The organism is Ignavibacteriota bacterium (assembly GCA_016716225.1).
In the GTDB taxonomy this organism is placed as follows: domain Bacteria; phylum Bacteroidota; class Ignavibacteria; order Ignavibacteriales; family Melioribacteraceae.
Map to the genome: position 1 here is coordinate 1,699,465 of JADJWT010000001.1, position 19,640 is coordinate 1,719,104.

The 19,640-nt window shown below is 27.4% G+C and carries 14 protein-coding genes; 10 read left to right on the forward strand and 4 right to left on the reverse strand.

The window, feature by feature from the left end; genetic code table 11:
* Positions 1-8 precede the first annotated feature (8 nt).
* The gene (locus tag IPM32_07285) at positions 9-1,355 is read right to left on the reverse strand and encodes a phosphomannomutase (protein ID MBK8945064.1); all 1,347 of its coding nucleotides are present in this window, start codon (positions 1,353-1,355) and stop codon (positions 9-11) included.
* Between the two features lie 599 nt (positions 1,356-1,954).
* On the opposite strand from IPM32_07285, the gene IPM32_07290 reads away from it, so the two are divergent.
* Complete coding sequence (locus IPM32_07290; protein ID MBK8945065.1) at positions 1,955-4,081, forward strand: S46 family peptidase; 2,127 nt, start codon at positions 1,955-1,957, stop codon at positions 4,079-4,081.
* Between the two features lie 45 nt (positions 4,082-4,126).
* On the opposite strand, the gene IPM32_07295 is transcribed toward IPM32_07290, so the two are convergent.
* Positions 4,127-5,524: an aldehyde dehydrogenase family protein gene (locus IPM32_07295; protein ID MBK8945066.1), complete on the reverse strand. Its 1,398-nt coding sequence runs from the start codon at positions 5,522-5,524 to the stop codon at positions 4,127-4,129.
* A 128-nt stretch (positions 5,525-5,652) separates the two neighbouring features.
* On the opposite strand from IPM32_07295, the gene IPM32_07300 reads away from it, so the two are divergent.
* The 9 genes from IPM32_07300 (at position 5,653) to IPM32_07340 (ending at position 17,376) form a co-directional block, all read left to right on the forward strand.
* Positions 5,653-7,776: a S46 family peptidase gene (locus IPM32_07300; protein ID MBK8945067.1), complete on the forward strand. Its 2,124-nt coding sequence runs from the start codon at positions 5,653-5,655 to the stop codon at positions 7,774-7,776.
* A gap of 275 nt (positions 7,777-8,051) precedes the next feature.
* Positions 8,052-10,430 carry a protein kinase gene (locus IPM32_07305; protein MBK8945068.1) on the forward strand — a complete coding sequence of 793 codons (2,379 nt, stop codon included), beginning with the start codon at positions 8,052-8,054 and terminating at the stop codon, positions 10,428-10,430.
* Positions 10,431-10,448: 18 nt separating this feature from the next.
* Positions 10,449-10,751 carry a hypothetical protein gene (locus tag IPM32_07310; protein MBK8945069.1) on the forward strand — a complete coding sequence of 101 codons (303 nt, stop codon included), beginning with the start codon at positions 10,449-10,451 and terminating at the stop codon, positions 10,749-10,751.
* A 38-nt stretch (positions 10,752-10,789) separates the two neighbouring features.
* On the forward strand, positions 10,790-11,728 hold the full coding sequence (locus IPM32_07315) for a hypothetical protein (protein MBK8945070.1): 939 nt from the start codon (positions 10,790-10,792) through the stop codon (positions 11,726-11,728).
* Between the two features lie 36 nt (positions 11,729-11,764).
* Positions 11,765-13,261 (forward strand): sigma-54-dependent Fis family transcriptional regulator, encoded by a 1,497-nt coding sequence (locus IPM32_07320; protein MBK8945071.1) that lies wholly within the window; start codon positions 11,765-11,767, stop codon positions 13,259-13,261.
* Between the two features lie 278 nt (positions 13,262-13,539).
* Positions 13,540-14,019, forward strand: coding sequence for a hypothetical protein (locus tag IPM32_07325; protein ID MBK8945072.1), 480 nt, complete (start codon positions 13,540-13,542; stop codon positions 14,017-14,019).
* Positions 14,020-14,288: 269 nt separating this feature from the next.
* Complete coding sequence (locus tag IPM32_07330; protein MBK8945073.1) at positions 14,289-15,503, forward strand: hypothetical protein; 1,215 nt, start codon at positions 14,289-14,291, stop codon at positions 15,501-15,503.
* The gene (locus tag IPM32_07335) at positions 15,458-16,165 is read left to right on the forward strand and encodes a right-handed parallel beta-helix repeat-containing protein (protein MBK8945074.1); all 708 of its coding nucleotides are present in this window, start codon (positions 15,458-15,460) and stop codon (positions 16,163-16,165) included. The genes IPM32_07330 and IPM32_07335 overlap by 46 nt, the downstream gene beginning before the upstream one ends.
* 125 nt (positions 16,166-16,290) lie before the next feature.
* Positions 16,291-17,376 (forward strand): T9SS type A sorting domain-containing protein, encoded by a 1,086-nt coding sequence (locus IPM32_07340; GenBank protein ID MBK8945075.1) that lies wholly within the window; start codon positions 16,291-16,293, stop codon positions 17,374-17,376.
* A 24-nt stretch (positions 17,377-17,400) separates the two neighbouring features.
* Here the strand turns inward: IPM32_07340 and feoB are convergent, their stop codons facing one another.
* Together feoB and IPM32_07350 are read right to left on the reverse strand one after the other, a co-directional pair.
* Positions 17,401-19,419, reverse strand: coding sequence for a ferrous iron transport protein B (gene feoB, locus IPM32_07345; protein MBK8945076.1), 2,019 nt, complete (start codon positions 19,417-19,419; stop codon positions 17,401-17,403).
* Positions 19,416-19,637, reverse strand: coding sequence for a ferrous iron transport protein A (locus tag IPM32_07350; GenBank protein ID MBK8945077.1), 222 nt, complete (start codon positions 19,635-19,637; stop codon positions 19,416-19,418). Before IPM32_07350 ends, feoB begins: the two co-directional genes overlap by 4 nt.
* Between the last annotated feature and the right edge of the window lie 3 nt (positions 19,638-19,640).

Genomic DNA, 19,640 nt, shown 5'->3' on the forward strand with positions numbered 1-19,640 from the left:
AATAAAAATTAGCTTCTAATAAAATCCAAAATTTCTTTAGTTTTTTCTTCCATTAATTTTATATCATTTCGTGATTCTACATTTAATCTCAACAATGGTTCAGTGTTACTCATTCTTACATTAAATCTCCAAGTTGGATATTCAATGCTGATTCCATCAACTTCATCCAATTTTCCATCAGAATACTTAGATTTTAATTGTAATAATTTATCTTTCGGATTTTCGACTTTTGAATTTATTTCTCCCGAACATGGAAAATTTTCAATCATTTCACCAACTAGTTGGGATAGTGTTTTGTTTTCTACACTTAACAATTCTAAAATTAGTAGAAACGGAATTAATCCGCTATCCGAATAATAATTATCTCTAAAATAATGATGTGCCGACATTTCACCGCCGTAAATTGCATTTACTTCACGCATTTTTTGTTTAATAAATGCATGCCCGCTTACCGATTCAACCGCAATTCCATTTGCATTTTTTACTTCTTCAAGAGTATTCCAAATTAATCTAGGATCATGAACAATTTTTTCACCCGGAAATTTTTTAAGTAATGATTTTGCCAATAATCCAACAATATAATATCCTTCAATAAAATTTCCTTTTTCATCGAAGAAGAAACATCTGTCATAATCTCCATCCCAAGCAACGCCTAAATCTGCATTGGATTTTTTCATTGCATCAATTGTTGAAAATCTATTTTCCGGTAATAACGGATTTGGAACACCGTTCGGAAAAGTTGAATCGGGATTGTGATGAACTTTTATCATTTCAATCGGTAAATATTTTTCTAAAGAATCTAGAGCCGGACCAACACAGCCGTTACCGGCATTAACTACGATTTTATATTTGTTGATTTTTTCAGCATCATAAAACTTTGATAAACTTTTAGTGAAGTCTTCCATAATATCAAGAGTTTCAATTTTACCTTTTTCTGTAGCAATTTCGCCTAAATCATTATTCAAAATCATTTGTTCAATTTCATTCAATCCGGAATCATATCCCATAGGTTTTGAACCATGTTTTACAAATTTCAATCCGTTATATTCCGGTGGATTGTGGCTTGCAGTAATCATAACTCCGCCGTCTGCATTTAGATAAGGAGTTCCAAAATAAATCATTTCGGTTCCGCAAAGTTCTAAATCAATTACATTACAGCCGGCATCCGATAATCCTTGAGCAAGCGCTTTAGAAATTTCCGGTGAAGATTCTCTAACATCTCTTCCAATCAAAACTTTTTTTGCATTTTGATGTTTTACAAAAGCTCTTCCAACTTTGTAAGCTAAATCTGCATTTAATTCTGAAGGAACTTTTCCTCTAATATCGTAAGCTTTAAATCCCGGAATTTGAGACATTTTCACCTCAATTTTTATAATGAATTACAATTGCCTTAAAAATACAAAAACATAATTTATTTAGGATAAATTTTTACATAGAAAAATCGATTTTTCAAGTCTAAATTTCGAATGTATTTAAGGAAAATTTAAAATCAAAAACTCCAAAATAGCAAAGTGCGGTAATTTAAACTGTTCAGTTTTTTTCCCAATTCAGCAAAATCAAATTTATTCCGAACAAGAACATTTATGTGATTTTTGCAAATCCGAATCAACTCATTCGCATTTGGTTCAATGCGAAAATTGTCAATCAATAATTAATTTTATTCCTTTAATGAAACACGAATCTGCAATTGTATTTTATGTTAAAAAATGTTCAAATTGTTACGGTACAATTAAAGATGAAAAAAAACTAATTCCAAACTATTTTCCCGAATCATTTATTTAATTATTTAAAATCTGCAATTTTTCAAAACCAACCAAATCTATAAATTAATTTATTATCAAATAAAAATATGAACTTTTCATTTATAGCAACTATTATTTTATACTATCAAATTTGTAAAATGAATTGCGAATTTTTAAGTTTACACAATGTTTACAAATCAAAAAGGAGAATGATGAAAATCTATTATTCAAGAATTTTTTCGGCAATTTTAATTTTAATATTTTTTACTCAATTGAATTTGGCACAGCAAAAAGATGAGCCGGTTGCAGAATCTGATATTTTTGATACCGGGAAAATGTGGACTTTTGATTATCCGCCAATTCAATATATTAGCGAAACTTATGGTTTTACTCCGACTGACGAATGGTTTGAAGATGTAAGATTATCTGCATTAAGAATTCCCGGATGCACAGCTTCTTTCGTTTCTGAAGATGGATTAATAATGACAAATAATCACTGCTCAACTTGGCACAGAGATGCCGTTGAAAAAGAAGGAGAAGATTTAGAAAAAACCGGTTTTTATGCAGAAAATTTAGAAGCTGAAAGAAAAGTTCCAAATATGTATGCTGAACAATTAGCATTTATGGTAGATATCACTGATGCAATTAATGAAGCAATTGAAATGGGTTCAACCGATGAAGAAAAAATTAAAAACAAAGAAAATAAATCAAAAGAATTAGTTGATTATTACAACAAAGAAACCGGATTGGATTGCCAATTAGTTTCGCTGTTTAACGGCGGAAAACATTCAATTTATGGATATAAAAGATTTAATGATATTAGATTAGTTTTTATTCCCGAAGAATCTATTGCATCTTTCGGCGGAGATTTGGATAATTTTACTTATCCGCGTTATGATTTGGATTGTACATTTTTCAGAGTTTATGATGAATCCGGAAAACCAGTAACATCAAATAATTTCTTCAAGTTTAGCAAAAACGGAGTTCAGAAAGATCAAGTAATTTTTTCCGTCGGAAATCCGGGTACAACAAACAGATTAAAAACTGTTTCGCAAATTGAATATAACAGAGATATTACTTACAGAAATAGAGCATTTCAGTTTGATACTTATTACAATTTGTTGGAAGATTTAAAATATCAATATCCCGATAGAGCAGATGAATTCGAAGATGTTAGAAGACGCATTGGAAATGCACAAAAAGTTTTTCATTATACACAAGTTGGTTTATTGGACCCTTACATAATTGCAAGAAAGCGAGATTTTGAAAATAAAATTAGAACTGAAGTTGAAGCTAATGATGATTTAAGAGCAAAATATAGTCACATTTGGGATGCAATAAATAAATTGCGCGAGGAAATGAAACCGGTTGAAAGTCAACTTTCTGCATACAGACAAACAAGATTTATGGGTTCTCAATATTTTGATATTGCAAAAAATATTATTGAATTTGCAGAACAAATGAATTTGCCGGAAACCGAAAGAAATCCAAAATATACAAAAAATCTTGACTCAGTTAAAAATTCACTTTATCCCGACTCATTTGATTCAATTTTAGAAAATGTAAAATTGGAAGTTCAGCTTGATTACATAAGAATGAATTTAGGCAACGATAATAATTTTGTACAAAAACTTTGCGGAAGTTACCAAGGAAGCGAAGCAGTTGAATATTTGCTAAGTAAATCAGCACTTGGAAATAAAGAAAACGCAATGAAATTTCTTGAAAATTCTGCAAGTGATATTCTCAACTCAAATGATCCATTAATTTATTTTGTAAAAAACACTAAAGATAAAATTGATGAACTTACTAAAAAGTCAAAAGAAATTATAGATACTGAAAGTATTTTAGAAAATATGTTGGGAAAAGTGTTATATGAAATTTACGGAACCGAAATTCCACCGGATGCAAATTTTACATTAAGATTAAGTGACGGTGTTTTAGAAAGTTTTGATTATAATGGAACAAAAGCTATTGAAAAAACAACTTTTTATGGAATGTATGATAGATATTTCGGAAGCGAGAAAACTTATCCTTGGAATTTACCGGCAAGATGGATTGAACCTCCGGCAGATTTTGATTTATCAACAACTTTTAATTTTATTTCCACAAATGATATTGTTGGCGGAAGTTCAGGAAGCGCTGTAATTAATAAAGATGCTGAAATAGTTGGTCTTGCTTTTGATGGAAACGTTGCTAGCATTATTGGCAATTTTATTTATTTACCGGAAGATAATAGAATGGTTTCAGTTGCTTCACAAGCAATTATTGAAGTTTTAGATAAAGTTTATAAAGCCGATAGAATTGTTGAGGAAATAAAAACCGGAAAAATTGCTGATTAAATTTTGTGCTTCAGTAGTTTTAATAATTACTGAAGCAATTTACATTTAAAAATATCTTACTAATAAATCAATAATTTTTTTCTTGAAATTTGTATAAGGCGGATAAATAATTTTTAATAAATTTATTTTACCGCCTTTTATATATGATCTTTCATTTGAAAAGGTTTTAAATCCAGCAAAACCGTGAGACCTTCCCATTCCACTGTTTTTTACTCCGCCAAATGGTAAATAATTATGACTGAATTGGACAACCAAATCATTAATTCCAACTCCACCGGATTCTGTTTGCGATGTAATTATATCTATAACTTTTTTATTTTTACAAAAAATATAAATCGTTAATGGGAAATTGCGGAATTTAATCCATTCAATTGCTTCATCAATTTTTTCAAATTCTATAATTGGTAAAAGCGGACCAAAAATTTCTTCATCTGAAATTTTGCAATTTTTGCAATTTGTTAATATTAAAGTTGGCTCAATAAATTTATTTTCCAAATCATGTTTTCCGCCATAAATTATTTCGCTTCCATTTGCTAAAGCATTTTCAATCATTCCGGTCAATTTGTTGTGATGTTTTTCTGAAATAATTCTTGCATAATCTCCATTTTCTTCAATTTTATTTTCAGAACTTTTATAAAATTTCTTAATTGCTTCAATAAGAAAATTTGAAAATTGTGAAGAAATATTTTTGTTGACTAAAAGATAATCGGGAGCAATGCAAGTTTGACCTTTATTTAAAAATTTTCCCCAAACAATTTTTTCTGCTGAAGATTTTAAATCGGCAGTTTCATCAATAATTACAGGCGATTTTCCACCAAGTTCCAAAGTTACACTTGTTAATTTTTCTGCTGCAGATTTTGCAATAATTTTTCCAACTTCGGTACTTCCGGTAAAAAATATATGATCAAAATTCAGTTCCAATAATTCGGAAGAAATATTTCTGTTTCCTCTAATTACTGCAATTTCATTTTTAGGAAATAATTCAGAAATCATCTCTTCAATTAATTTCCCGGTATTTTCAGAAAATTCACTTGGTTTAATAATTACAACATTCCCAGCAGCAATTGCAGAAATCAATGGACCAATTGTTAGCAAAAATGGATAATTCCACGGAGAAATTATTAAAACATTTCCTTTGGCTTCATATTTAATAAATACTTTATGAGTTAATAAAGTTAGCGTCCTTCTTACGCTTTTCGGTTTTATCCAACTTGATAAATTACGTTTCGCATGCTTTAACTCGGAAAGAACGGGATAGATTTCTGTTAAATCAGTTTCTATAAAAGATTTTTTAAAATCTTTGTGAAGTGATGTTTTAACCTTATCTCTATTGGCTAAAATCCACTTCTCAATTTTATTTAATTTTCCAATTCTCTCTTTTGCAGAAGAATTTTTTAGATTTAATTTATTTTCGAATTGAAGTTGAAATATTTCCTTTCCCATTTATCGCTAAAAGTTATTGGATAAAATTCGTAATTAACACAAGTAAAATAAAACTTATTTCTACAAATTGATTGAATTAATATTTGTAAATTTTGAGCATAAAAATATTTCCAAAAAATGGGGAAGTGATGATTCAAAGAAAATTAAACATCGGCCTTTTTGCAATACTATTTATTTCAAAAATCATTTTTGCACAATCAAATTTTTATGAACCAATTGATATAAATAATGTGAAATGGTCGATAAATGATTTTGGTAAAATGTGGACATTTGATAAAGTTCCAGTAGATAAGTTTGAAGCGAAGTATGGATTTAAGCCTTCAGACGAATGGTTGAGCGATGTGCAAAAATCTGCGTTGCAATTTGATGGCGGATGTTCTGCAGCTTTTGTTTCTCAAGATGGATTGATTATGACAAATCACCATTGTGGAAGAGATGAATTAAACACAGTACAAAAAGAAGGCGAGAATTTATTAAAAGATGGATTTTATGCTGATGAATTGGAAGAGGAAAGAAAAATAGAAGGACTTTTTGTCGATCAATTAATTCTTATTGAAGATGTAACAAATGAAATTAAAGATTTTATGAATTCCGGCAAAACTGATCAAGAAAAAATAATTCTGCGTGATAAAATGAAAGATTCACTTACTAATAAGTTTAACAGTGAAACTGGATTGAATTGCAGAATTGTTACACTTTACAACGGCGGAAAATATTCACTTTATGGATATAAAAGATATAATGATATTCGCTTGGTGATGGCACCGGATTTTCAAATTGCTGCAACCGGCTGGGATTGGGATAATTTTACTTATCCAAGATATGAATTGGATTTTATGTTTTACAGAGCATATGAAAATGGAAAGCCGATTAAAACCGAAAATTATTTTAAGTGGAGTAAAAATGGCGCTGAGGAAAACGAACTAATTTTTGTTGTTGGTCGCCCTGGAAAAACGGATAGACTACTTTCATTTGCTGAATTGGAATTCCTTCGCGATTTTACTTACAAGCAAAGTTTAATAGGATTTAATGAAATTTATAATGTTTACTTTGACTTGTATTCTAAATATCCAGAACGAGATGATTTGTTAAATCGTGTTATGGGTTATGGGAATGCTCGTAAATCCTATGCCGGAAGAATAAGCGGATTGAAGAATGAATTTATTATGAAGAAAAAACTAGATTTTGAAAAAGAGTTAATTGAAAAAGTAAAAACTGATTCAATATTAAATGAAAAATATGGGAATATTTGGAATTCGTTAAAAATTGTTTTAGATGAATTAAAAAATTATTCAGCAAAAAATACCGCAATTAGATTTAATAGAATTATACGACCGGTTTATTTTACAATTGCAGAAAATTTAGTTGAACTTGCCAGTCAAAAAAAATTAAAAAACGATAAAAGATTAGAAAAATTTAAAGATGAAAATTTAGCTGAAACAATAAATAAGATCTATCCTGATTCTATAAATATTGAGCTTGAGACCAACTTTTTAATTGCACATAAAAGTTTTATTGAAAAAATAATTGGTAAGGAAAGTGAATATTATAAAATACTTTATAAAAATTTAGAAATAAAGGAGTTAATAAAATCATCTCAAATATCAAATAAAGAAGAGTTTAATAATTATACAAAATTATCAAGTGAAGAAATTTTAAGTATTTCTGATCCATTTATAAAATATGTAATTGAATTAAAAAAATTGGAAGAAGATATATTTCCTAAAATCAAAGAATTGAATAATACACGACAAGTCTTAAATCAATCATTGGGAGAAGTTATATCTATTATTTTTGGTGATAAAATTCCTCCGGATGCAACTTCTACTTTGCGAATTTCAGACGGCGTATTAAAAGGTTATGAATATAACGGAACGATTGCTCCGGGAAAAACAACATACTACGGTTTGTGGGATCGATATGAATCATTTAATAAAAAAACATATCCTTGGGGATTGCATGAAAGATGGAAAAATATTCCCGAAGATTTGGATCTTTCTACCTCAATTGGATTTGCATCAACAAATGATATTGTTGGTGGAAATTCCGGAAGCTCTTTAATAAATAAAAATCAAGAAGTTGTTGGCTTAGCACATGATGGAAATATTGAAAGTCTTGCCGGAGACGTAATATTTTTGGAAGAAAATAACAGAACAGTTGCAACAGATTCCAAAGGATTGATTGAAGCTTTAAAATACGTTTACAGAACAGATAATCTGGTTGAAGAATTGATAAATGGAAAGTTGGAATAATTTGGCTTGAAGATAATAACTAATTTTTGACTTAAAATATTTATTCAAATTATACTATATATCTCTTTATAATATTTATAACAAAATATTAAAATACTTGATTTTTAAAATTTCGTAATCTATTTTATACACATAAAGCAATAAGCCTAAACCTTGTGAGAAACATTATGAATTTTAAATTCTAAGTTTTCTCCATTTTACATTTCCAGCGCTTCCCCAAGGATTCTACTTACAGTTTATTTGATTTTATTTTAATCAATCATAGGCTAGAGTAAATGATTGGGCGATTAATAAATCATTATAGAATTATTGAAAAACTCGGCAGTGGCGGAATGGGTGTTGTTTATAAAGCCTTCGACGAAAAGCTTAACCGTTTTGTTGCACTTAAATTTTTGCCTTCCAATTGTTATATTGACGATGTTTATAGATTTAGTATTATTAGTGAAGCTAGAACTTCAGCTACTTTAGAACATCCAAATATTTGCAATATTCATGAAGTTGTTGAGACAGATGATAATCAAGTTTTTATAGTAATGGCATATTATGAAGGAGAAACTCTTAAACAAAAAATTGAAAATAAATCATTAGAGCATGATCAAATTGTAAATATAATTTTTCAAATATTAAATGGTTTACAAGCATCTCATGAAAAAGGAATTATTCATAGAGATATAAAACCAGCAAATATTTTTATTACAAACAAAAATGAAGTTAAAATTTTAGATTTTGGATTAGCTAAAAATTTCGAAGATATTAATTTAACTTCGACCGAATCAACTTCCGGAACTTTTGCTTACATGTCACCTGAGCAAATCAAAGGTGAAAATTTAGATCATAGAACAGACATTTGGTCATTTGGTGTTTTACTATATGAACTAATAAGTAATAAAAAGCCATTTAATGATAAATATGAACAATCAACATTATTTTCAATTTTAAATGATGAGCCTAATCTAACCGAAATAAACAAAAATAAAAAAGATAAGTTACTTGAAGAAATAATTATAAAATGCTTAGACAAAAATAAGGAATTAAGATTTCAGTCTGTTGACGAAATAATAAAATTGCTGAAAATTAAATATTCCGTAGCTACTAAAAGTAAGATATTTAAATTTTCAAAATTACTTATTGCGACTGCATTTTTGTTAATAATTTCAATCATTTATTTTTTCGCAAGTATTAAAAAAAATTATTTTAATGGCGAAAAAAATTATAAACAAATAGCAATTTTATTTAAAAATTCAGAATCCAGTAAAAATTTTTCCGAAACATCTCTACTGCTTCAATCATTACTATCACAAAATTTAATTAACTATGAAAATATTAAAATTATTGATCCAATAAGTATGAATGGATTAATAGAAAATCTGAAAATAGTTGGTGATATAAGATCAGCAGTAAATATGAACAGAATATTGGGAGAAATGTCAATAGATTATTATTTGGTAGGAACAATAATCTCCCAAACGAAAAAAAATTTACAAACATATTTAATTAAAACAGATACAAAAGAAATAATTTTTTCAAAAAATAATTATTTTGAAACGGAAAGCGAATTACCAGAAATAGCAAACAAAATTTCCAATGTTATTTTGGATTATTTCCAAATTCAAAAAATTGATTTGAGGCATGACAAAGATTTACAGCCTTTCATTCAAGGTACAAATAATCTTTCCGCATTAAAATCATTTCTAATTGCAAGTGAATTTAATTACAAGCTTGATAAGGTAAATGAAGAAAAATATTTAAAAAGTGCCATTAGTTTAGACTCAACTTTTATTTCCCCAAGAATATGGTTAATTCCAACACTTATTTATAGAGGAGAAATTAAAGAAGCCATTGAACAGTTTAGAATGGTTAAAAACTTAGAACAAAAAGCTAATAGAAATGAACAGATTATGATAAAATGGGCTGAAGCCTATGTTAATAAAGATATAGAAAATCAAATTAAATATTTAAAACTTGCTTTAGAGTATATGCCAAGGAATAATATAATTATGTACAATCTTGCTTATTTATATTGTACTCTTACAAATTATAATGAATCAATTTATTTCTTAGAACAAATAATGGAAATGAAATGGAATTTTCCCGAAGTGTATACGTTGTTAGGATTCTGTTATACAAAATTAAAAATGTATTCTCAAGCAATTAAAACTTTGGAAAATTCTTTTAATATAAAACCAGTAAATAATGATATTTATTTACTTCTTAAAATAGCATACAATAAACAAAAAAATCTGAACCGATCGAATTACTATGATTCGCTTTATTTTGAAAATATTAAAAAAGAAGGTGTTCCATTAATATATTCAATTGAAAATTCCGCAAATTATGATCTAGAGTTTGGCGAGACAAATAATGCAATTAATTCGTTTAAAACAATTTTAGATATTGAACCTAATAATTTAGAAATACGAGAAAGAATTGCTGATTTATATCTTGAAAAATTGGATACTAATTTATCTATAATCGAATATTTCAAAATTCTTCAACTAAATAAGGGAAAATTATCCGTATATCTAAAATTGGGTAAAATTTTTGATAAAAGAAAAGATACACTTAAAGCTCTACAGTATTATAAAGAATATATAAAAGTTGACTCAACAAAAAATAAGGATTCAATAAGTAATAGAATCCGTCAATTAAAATAATGTTTAAGGAGGAAACCCATGATCGATCTAGAAAAAATTAAAGCAATCTATAATCAAGCTTTAACTGATGAAATATTTTTTAATGATTTTCTTCAAAATCCGGAAAATTTCAAATCAAATTTTAACTTAACAGATTCTGAGATTGTAGAAATTAATACTATTCTAAACAAAACTGTTTCAAATAAAGAAATGATTGGTAAATTTTATGCAACTTTTAAAAATTATTCAACAACTTTGGGAGCAATATCAATAAAACCACCAATACCATGGTGGCCAACTTTTCCTATTCCTCCTATTGAGGATACCGATTCACCAAGATAATTATATGTTTTACAAAAAGAATTCTGAAAATGTATTTAATGGACTTTAAAAGTCGCTTTGATGAATTAGTTAAATTTTGGCCGGAATTAATAAAGGCTGATTTAAATAATTATATGAAAGAAAAAAATTATCTTCATGACAATAATTATGAAAAATGTAATTATGGTTATCCTCTTTGGAGTGAAATTTTAATTTCACTGGATGAACATTTATCAAATAATTCAAAAATTAGTTCACATCAAAATATTTTCTTGCAAGATATTATATGGGCTCAGTTTTGTTTAATACTAGCTTTTAGAATAAAGGATGATTTGTATGACGGTGAAATAAAAAGTAACACACTTTTAGCTTCCTCAGATTTACTCCAAATAGAATCAATAAAAACTTATAAAAAGTATTTTAAAAGTTCAGATTCGTTTTGGACCTCATTCCATGATTCAATTAGTTTAACAATACTTGCGGCAATTAAAGTAGATGAAATGCAGCAAAATATTAGAACTGATCCTGATGAATTATTAAACACCTATTATAATGTTATATCATTATTCAATATTGGAATATCAGCAGTCTGCAAAAAATACCGAAAAGAAAATATCTTAAAAGACATTTTAAATTTTTCAACTAACTTAACTCTAGCAGCACAAATTTTAGATGATTTAGAAGATATTGAAGAAGATTTTTCAAGAAAAAGATTCAACTATGTTATCTTGAAATTATTAAATACTTCTCCACAGATTATTATAGATGAAAATTTTGTGGATGAAGAATTGATTTCAAAAATTATATTAAAAGAAGGATTAAATAACATTTTTGACAATGTTTTTGAACTTATTCAAATAAGTAAAACAATTTTAAATTCTTTAAAATTTGAGATTTTTTTTAGTTTAATTATTAATCATGAAGAATATGTAAAATTATTTAAAGAGAAATATCATAAAGATAGGATCAACATTATCTTCAATGAATTAAAGATTTAAATAGTTTTTAAAATAATATTACTTTAGCAAAATAAATTGAAAAAATTAGAATATCTTTTTGAGCTTGCAGAAATACTAAATAACCAAAACAATTTTGATGAAATGCTTCGTATTGTATCATCAAAAACATCAGCAATATTCAATTCTGATATTACTTCAATTTTAATGATTAATCCAAGTTCACAAGAAACGTATAAAACAGTCTATAAAAAAGAAATTAAAATTAAAAACGAACAATATTCTATTCTACAATCAATAATAATCGGATGGGTAATTATTAATAAAAAACCAATTCTTGTTTCAGATATTAAAACTGATGTTCGGTTCAAAGAAAATTTGTTTAATTCATTTCCAATTAAATCAATAATTTGCTCACCACTAAATAATAATGATACAAAAATTGGGTATATAATTTTAATGAATAAGAATGACAAGGATTCGTTTGAAGAAAATGATTTAATGTATTTACAAAAAATTGCAATTATTTCTGCCCCGTTTATTAATAATGCTCAAAAAATTCAAGAATTTTTCAATCTACCAGTAACACAAAATATTCTTGTAAACAAATATAAAAGTGTAGGATTATTGGGTAAAAGCAATTCATTTATTGAATTATTACAAGGTATTGAAGCTGCATCAAAATGCGATGTAAGAGTTGTAATTGAAGGAGAAACCGGAACTGGGAAAGAATTAATAGTAAGGGCAATTCATAATTTTAGTAACAGATCCGGATTCCCTTTTATTGCGATTGATTGTGGGGCAATATCTAATAATTTAATAGAAAGTGAATTATTTGGTCATGTTAAGGGTGCATTTACTGGTGCAAATCAAGATCATACAGGCCTAATAGTTCAAGCAAATAAAGGCACTTTATTTCTTGATGAAATCTGTAATCTTTCTTATGAAATGCAGGCAAAATTATTAAGGGTTTTACAAGAAGGTGAAGTTCGTCCGGTGGGAAGTATAAAAGTAATAAAAGTTGATGTAAGATTTATTGCAGCAACAAGCGTTCCTTTACACACTTTGGTAGTAAATAAGCAATTTCGTGAGGATTTATTTTTTAGACTCATGGTTTATCCAATAAAGGTCCCTTCATTAAATGAAAGAAAAACAGATATTCCAATTATCGCTAATTTCTTTTTACTAAAATTTTCGAAAGAACAAAATAAGAAAGCGGAATTTTTTCACAAAAAAATTCTTGATTATATTAAGAATAAAAATTGGAGCGGAAATATAAGAGAATTAGAAAATTTTGTTGAACATATTGTAACAATCGTTCCTTTTAATATCGAAGTAATTGAAATAGAATACCTTTCTCCAAAAATACAGGAAGATATTCGTACATATACTGAATCTACTAATAACAGAAAAATAATTTCATTAACTGTAGAATTAGAAAATTACGAAAAAAAAATAATCAAAAAGTCCCTCGAAGAAAATGAATGGAATCAATCACAAACAGCTAGATCACTTGATATTCCTGAACAAACACTGCGATACAAAATGCGAAAATTGAATATAGAAAAACTATAGAAATTTTATTATTTAATGCTCGCATAAAAATGCGAGCAATTTTCCGACAATTATTTTTTAAACATTAAAAGATTCTTCAAATTCACAATTTAACAAATAACACACATCTTTATCCTCGCAAACTTCTGCTAAAAAATATATCCACTCCTAAATAACATTAAAATTCTTAAAAGGTAACTCATTTAATTACAATAGATTATGGAGATTAACATACCAGATTTATTATGGTACGTTTTTAGACTTTTATTATTTATCAAACAAAAAACTTGGAGATAATAATGAAAACATCAATTAAAAAAATTGCATTTCTGGTTGTAACTTTCTTATTGGTAACTAAAATATTTTCATCTGGGCAAGTCAAAACAGACTCACTTGTAAGGTACAAGACTATTGAAAAAAATCTATTAGTTGGACTAAAATCAGATAATCAAGGGCTTCAGTTTAGTTGTGCCTATTATTTGGGTGAAATCAAATCAAAGAAAGCAGTTATTCCATTAATGAAAATTCTACATTCATCAAAAGTTGATGGAATGAGAATAATTGCCGCATTATCACTTTACAAAATAAACTCTGAACAAGGAATGTTTGCAGTAAAACAAGCTGCTAAATTTGATAATTGTGAAAGAGTTCAACGAATGTGCAGAAATTTTTATTTCAAACATTTATTAGATGAAAAAGGTGTTGTTGAAGTTGAAGAAATTCAAATTGCAGAAATGAAAGCCCTTAAAGATTACAAATTAGCAGATTTTGAAAAGTAAATAGAAAAATAAAACAGCTTCTCTCAGTATTTGGGAGAAGTTGCAATTAATATATTGATGAAAAAATAAGTGAAAAATTTAATTAAAAGATTTAGCTCAAATTTTAATATGGGTTTAATAAACGATTTCATCAAAGAATGCTGTAAATGAAATTAAATTATGGTTTTAGTATAACTTCAATAAAGATCAAAACAAAATTTTAAAATATGCAGAAGAAGTATATGAAATAAAATGCAGTAGCAAAGAAGCATTCTCAGAAAGGTGATAATATGAAAATATTATATTTTCTACTTTTGATCAACTTTCAAATTTTTATTTCAGTCCATTATTCAAGAAGCAACATTAATAATTCTACTATAAATTCTATAAAATTGTATGACTATTTAATTATTGCTGACGATAAATTTTTTTACGACATAAACAGATTTGCAGATTGGAAAACAAGAAAGGGAATTACAACTAAAGTTGTAAAACTCAGTTCTATTGGAAAAGAATGGAAAGAAATAAAAAATTTTGTGAAACATGAATACGAAAAAAATAATATTAAATTTATTTTGCTTGTTGGAGATGTTGAAAATATTCCTTTAGTTTATCCACATACAAATTACTCAAGCGATATTAGATATGGAGACTTGGATGGAAATGTTTTCAACATAGAAGTACCTGTCGGTAGAATAATTCCAAGCAAAAAAATTTTGTGTTATCAAATATTTGAAGATGTAAACTACGCTATTGATAAATTAATAAATTATGAAATACAATTACCAGCAGATGATATAATAAACAATGTACTTCTAATTTCTCACCAAAATAAAATTTATAATTCATGTTCAAATTCAATTTTTAATAAGGAATATATAAATCAGCCTAAATTTATTAAAGTATTTGGCGCAGAATCTGGGTGCAATGAAGATATTAATACTTTCTTAAGTTCTGGTGTAAATATAGTTAATTATCGCGGTCATGCTGGCGCAACTGGATGGGATTCATGGAGCAATATCGGAGAAAGCTTTTCTGGATCAGAACTTAACAAAATAAGCTATCAACCATGGAATCCAATTGTTTTTTCAATAGCTTGTTTTACTGCAGATCTTGAAATGGAAGATTTAACGATTGCCGAAGAATTTGTTATGAATAAGTATGGAGCAGTTGCATTTCTTGGGGCTACGGGTGCTACAGAAAATACTATGAATAATATATTCAATAAAAAGTTGTTTAGCTCAATATGTAACCAAAATATTTTTTTACTCGGAAATATTATAAAAAATTCAATGAATGATTATTCGTTGGAAAGTTGTTTCGACAGATATAAATATTTACTTATTGGAGATCCAACTTTAGAAATTTGGACAAACAAATCACAGAAATTTACAAATGTGAAACTTATTGATAATAAAAATAATGTAATTATAAAAACAAGTATTGATAGTTGTAAAGTTTGTGTTTCAAGCACAATGTCTGGAAGGAATTTTACAAAGTTATAACTGGTAATCCTCCATTCGAAATTAATACATCAGTAAGACCATTATATATTACTCTTACAAAGCATAATTATGTTCCATTTACTTTAATAACTGGTGGAAAAATCATATCTAATGAAAATTGGATTGGGAATTTAATGATTCAAGGAGATTTGATAATATCTAAAAATACTAAAATAAATATAAGTAATGGATCACCAGTTATTGAAGGCTCATTAACTATTGAGGATGGGGTAAAATTAAATTTCGATAAGGATTTACAATTAATAGTGAAAGGAAATCTAATTGCTTCCGGAATTAATTCAAATGTAATATCATTTAAAAGTATTAATGAAAAAAATAAATGGGGAGGTATCGTATTTGATCCTCTTGCAAACGGAATATTAGAAAATTGTGAAATTCAAAACGCAATAACTGGAATAAATTGTAAAAAAACTCTGCCCAAAATATGTAATAATAGTTTATATAAAAATAATACAGCAATTAATGTTTTTGATATAAACAATTTGGATAATTCAATCAGTTGCAACAATATTTTTGCAAATAAACAAAAAGGAATTTATGTAAATAACTCTTTTATAAAAATTGAAAGAAATAACATTTATGAAAATGATGTTGGTATTGATTGTTTTCACTCAAATGTTTTTTATATAAAAATTTATTAAAGAAAAATTCAACTTACGGTTTGAAGAGTTCATATTATAGCAGTATTTATATGCTTAGTAGTAATTTTTTATCTAGTTATTCTAAAACGGGTGAAAACATTTTCATTAATAATAACTGTGAAATTATGTCTGAATACTATTGTAATTTATACTTCGGAACGATGAAATATGTTGGGCTAAATACGTTTTCAAATGAGATTAATAATTGTGAAATAAATGCAAATTATAATTGTTTTATAAAAGCAGAATTGAACAATTGGGGAACGAATCCTAAATTTAACATCTTCAATTCCTATTTTGATAATCTTCCTATTTGGGATGGTTTTTCAAATAATCAAAATATTACAACCAATGATGAGAATAATTTCAATTTAATATGTAACAAAAACTCAAATCTTGAAAAAGCACTAAAATATCAACAAGATGGATTTTACAACGATGCTATTTTGTTATATCAGAATTATATTAAAAAAAATATAACCAGCCCACTAGCAGCAAATGTATTAACTAGAATAAAAGATTGTTTTACACTTTCAGATAAATCTGGATTTGGAGAATTATTAAAAGAAATAACTGAATTGAATTCAGAAGAAAATATTGATCTTGATATAGTTTGTACTGAATTGCAAAATCAGTGCTCACTAATCGAGAAAAATTATAATAAAGTAATTCGAAATATTGAATATCTAATTGAAAAATATGATTCAAATTTAATAGTGAAAAAATATTCATTATTTAATTTAGCTCTCATCTATTTTGTTTCTTTAGGTGATACTTCTAGAGCAAAAGAAACTCTTAGACTATTAGAATTAATATTTCCATTAGATGAATTGGTGCTAGATTTAAAATATTTATTTGGCAATACTGAAATTGTAAACCTGAAAAATGACTCTTTTCTTAACAGTTATAAAGATTCAGCAGTTAATAACCTAAACTATTGTTTATATCAAAACTATCCCAATCCATTTAATCCAAAAACAAGAATAAAATATTCTATTCACAATAGATATAATAAATTTTATACAAGTAATGTTAATCTAAAAATATACGATGTAATTGGTCGCGAAATAATCGAGTTGGTAAATGAAAAACAAAAAGGGGGAATTTATGAAATTGAATTTGATGCAACAAAATTCTCAAGTGGTGTTTACATAATAAAACTATCCATCGATGACTTTATTGATACAAAAAAAGCCATATTACTTAAATAATTATTTTATATGGAACGAATTGATTTAATCAATTCCAAACAATCTTAATCCATTTACCGTAATAAAAGTTGCAAAATATGCAAAACCGGAAAAAATTAATATTTGAAATAACGGTATTCGCCAATGTCCGCTTTCCTTTTTTGCAACGGCTATTGTTGATAAACACTGCATTGCAAATACAAAAAATATTATTAAACCGAGTGCGGTTGATGGTGTAAAAAGATTTTTATCGGTTCCATTAATTTTAGCGTGTCTCATTGCATTTAAAATTGAATCTCTTAAAGTTTCTTCATCACCGGAAACTCTGAAAATTAATGCCAAAGAGCTCACAAAAACTTCTCTCGCAACAAATGCAGAAATTAATGAAACTCCAATTCTCCAATCCATACCTATTGGAATCATAACAGGTTCTATAATTTTTCCGATTTGTGCGGCATAAGATGTTGAAATTCTTTCCATTTGAATTGCATCAACAATTTCTGTTTCCGTTAAATTATTTGTGTCAATTTGTGGATTTGTATTCGGGAAATACGTTAAAACCCAAAGAACTATAGAAAAAACAATAATTACCGGTCCGGCTTCCTTTAAATACTGTCTTGTACTTGATAATGTATTTAGTACAACGGATTTCAGTTTGGGAATTTTATAAGATGGCAATTCCAAAATGAATGATGAATTATCTTCTTCGCGAATAATGGTTCTACTAAATTTGTTAATAATTCCCGCAATAACTACGGAACTGATAATACTGAATAAATAAATAAATGAAAAAATAAATCCGCCAATTAAAAAATTTTCTTTAGGAATTAAAAATGCAATCAGTAAAGCATAAACAGGTAGACGTGCACTGCAACTCATTAATGGAATTATGAAAATTGTTAGTAGTCTTTCTTTTCTATTTGAAATAGTTCTTGCTGCAAGCATTGCCGGTATAGCACACGCAAATCCTGAAAGCATTGGCACAAATGATCTTCCGTTCAATCCAATTTTTGAAAGAGGTTTATCAATTAACATTGCACCACGGGCTAAATATCCAGTATCTTCAAGAAATCCAAGAATAATAAACAAAATTACAATTTGAGGAACAAAAATAATTACAGCACCAACGCTGCTGATAATACCGTCTGCAATTAAATCTCCGTACCAATTATTGCCTAAATAATTTGAAGCAGTATTTGCCATAACTGCAAAAAATTCATCTATCAATTCCATTAAAGGAAGCGCAAGCCAGAATATTGATGTAAATATTGTTCCGGTTATTAAAAGAAAAAATATTATTCCCCAAAATTTGTGCAATAAAATTCTATCAAGTTTTAAAGTAAAACTATCCGGCTTATTTATAAAATTTTGCGATAATTTATTTAACTGTTCATTAGCATTTTTAAGATTTTTTTCAGCTGCGATTTCAGAAACTACTTCATTTTCAATTTGTTCAATTTCTTTGTAGAATCTAATAATTCTTTCGGCATGTGCACTTGGAATTAGTTTTGTTAAATTATTTTTAGTGTTATCTGAAATTGATAAAATTTGTCTAATTGTTACTGCTAAATTTTCAACTCCTTTTCCGGTTCTTCCATCAATTTTTACAACTTTGCACCCAATTTTTTCTTCTAATTTTGTTGGAGAAATTGTAAAACCTTTTTTATGTAAAATATCCGTCATTGTTAATGCGATTATTACATTAAAGTTTGATTCCAAAAGCTGCTTAACTAATAATAAATGACGTGAAACTTGACTAGAATCAACCGTAACAATTACAATATTTGGAACTCCAAATTTTGGATGTTCGTACAAGGAATTTACGGTAATTTCTTCATCTGGAGAATTTGGAATTAGGCTGATAATTCCCGGAGAATCTAACAAATTAGCATCAATTTCAAACTTGGATAAAAATTCGGTTGAATTATACTCAATTGTTGAGCCAGGATAATTAACTGTTTTGAAATTTTTTCCGCTCAAAAAATTAAACAAAGTTGTTTTCCCGGAATTCGGGGGGCCAACTAAAGTAATTAAATTTTTGTTTTCAGTTAAGATTTCTTTCATGATAAAATGATAGATTCCGCTTCATGTTTTCTTATTGCAATCATTGTTCCGCGAAGTGAAAATGCAAGGGGATCATTAAAAATTGAGGAACTTAATAATTCTATTTCTTGTCCAGGTGTAAATCCAATTTCTATTATTCTTCTAAAGGACGGATGATTTTCATCAATGTAATTTATAATTGCTTTTTCGCCAAATTTTAATTTTGCAGCAGTTTTCATTAA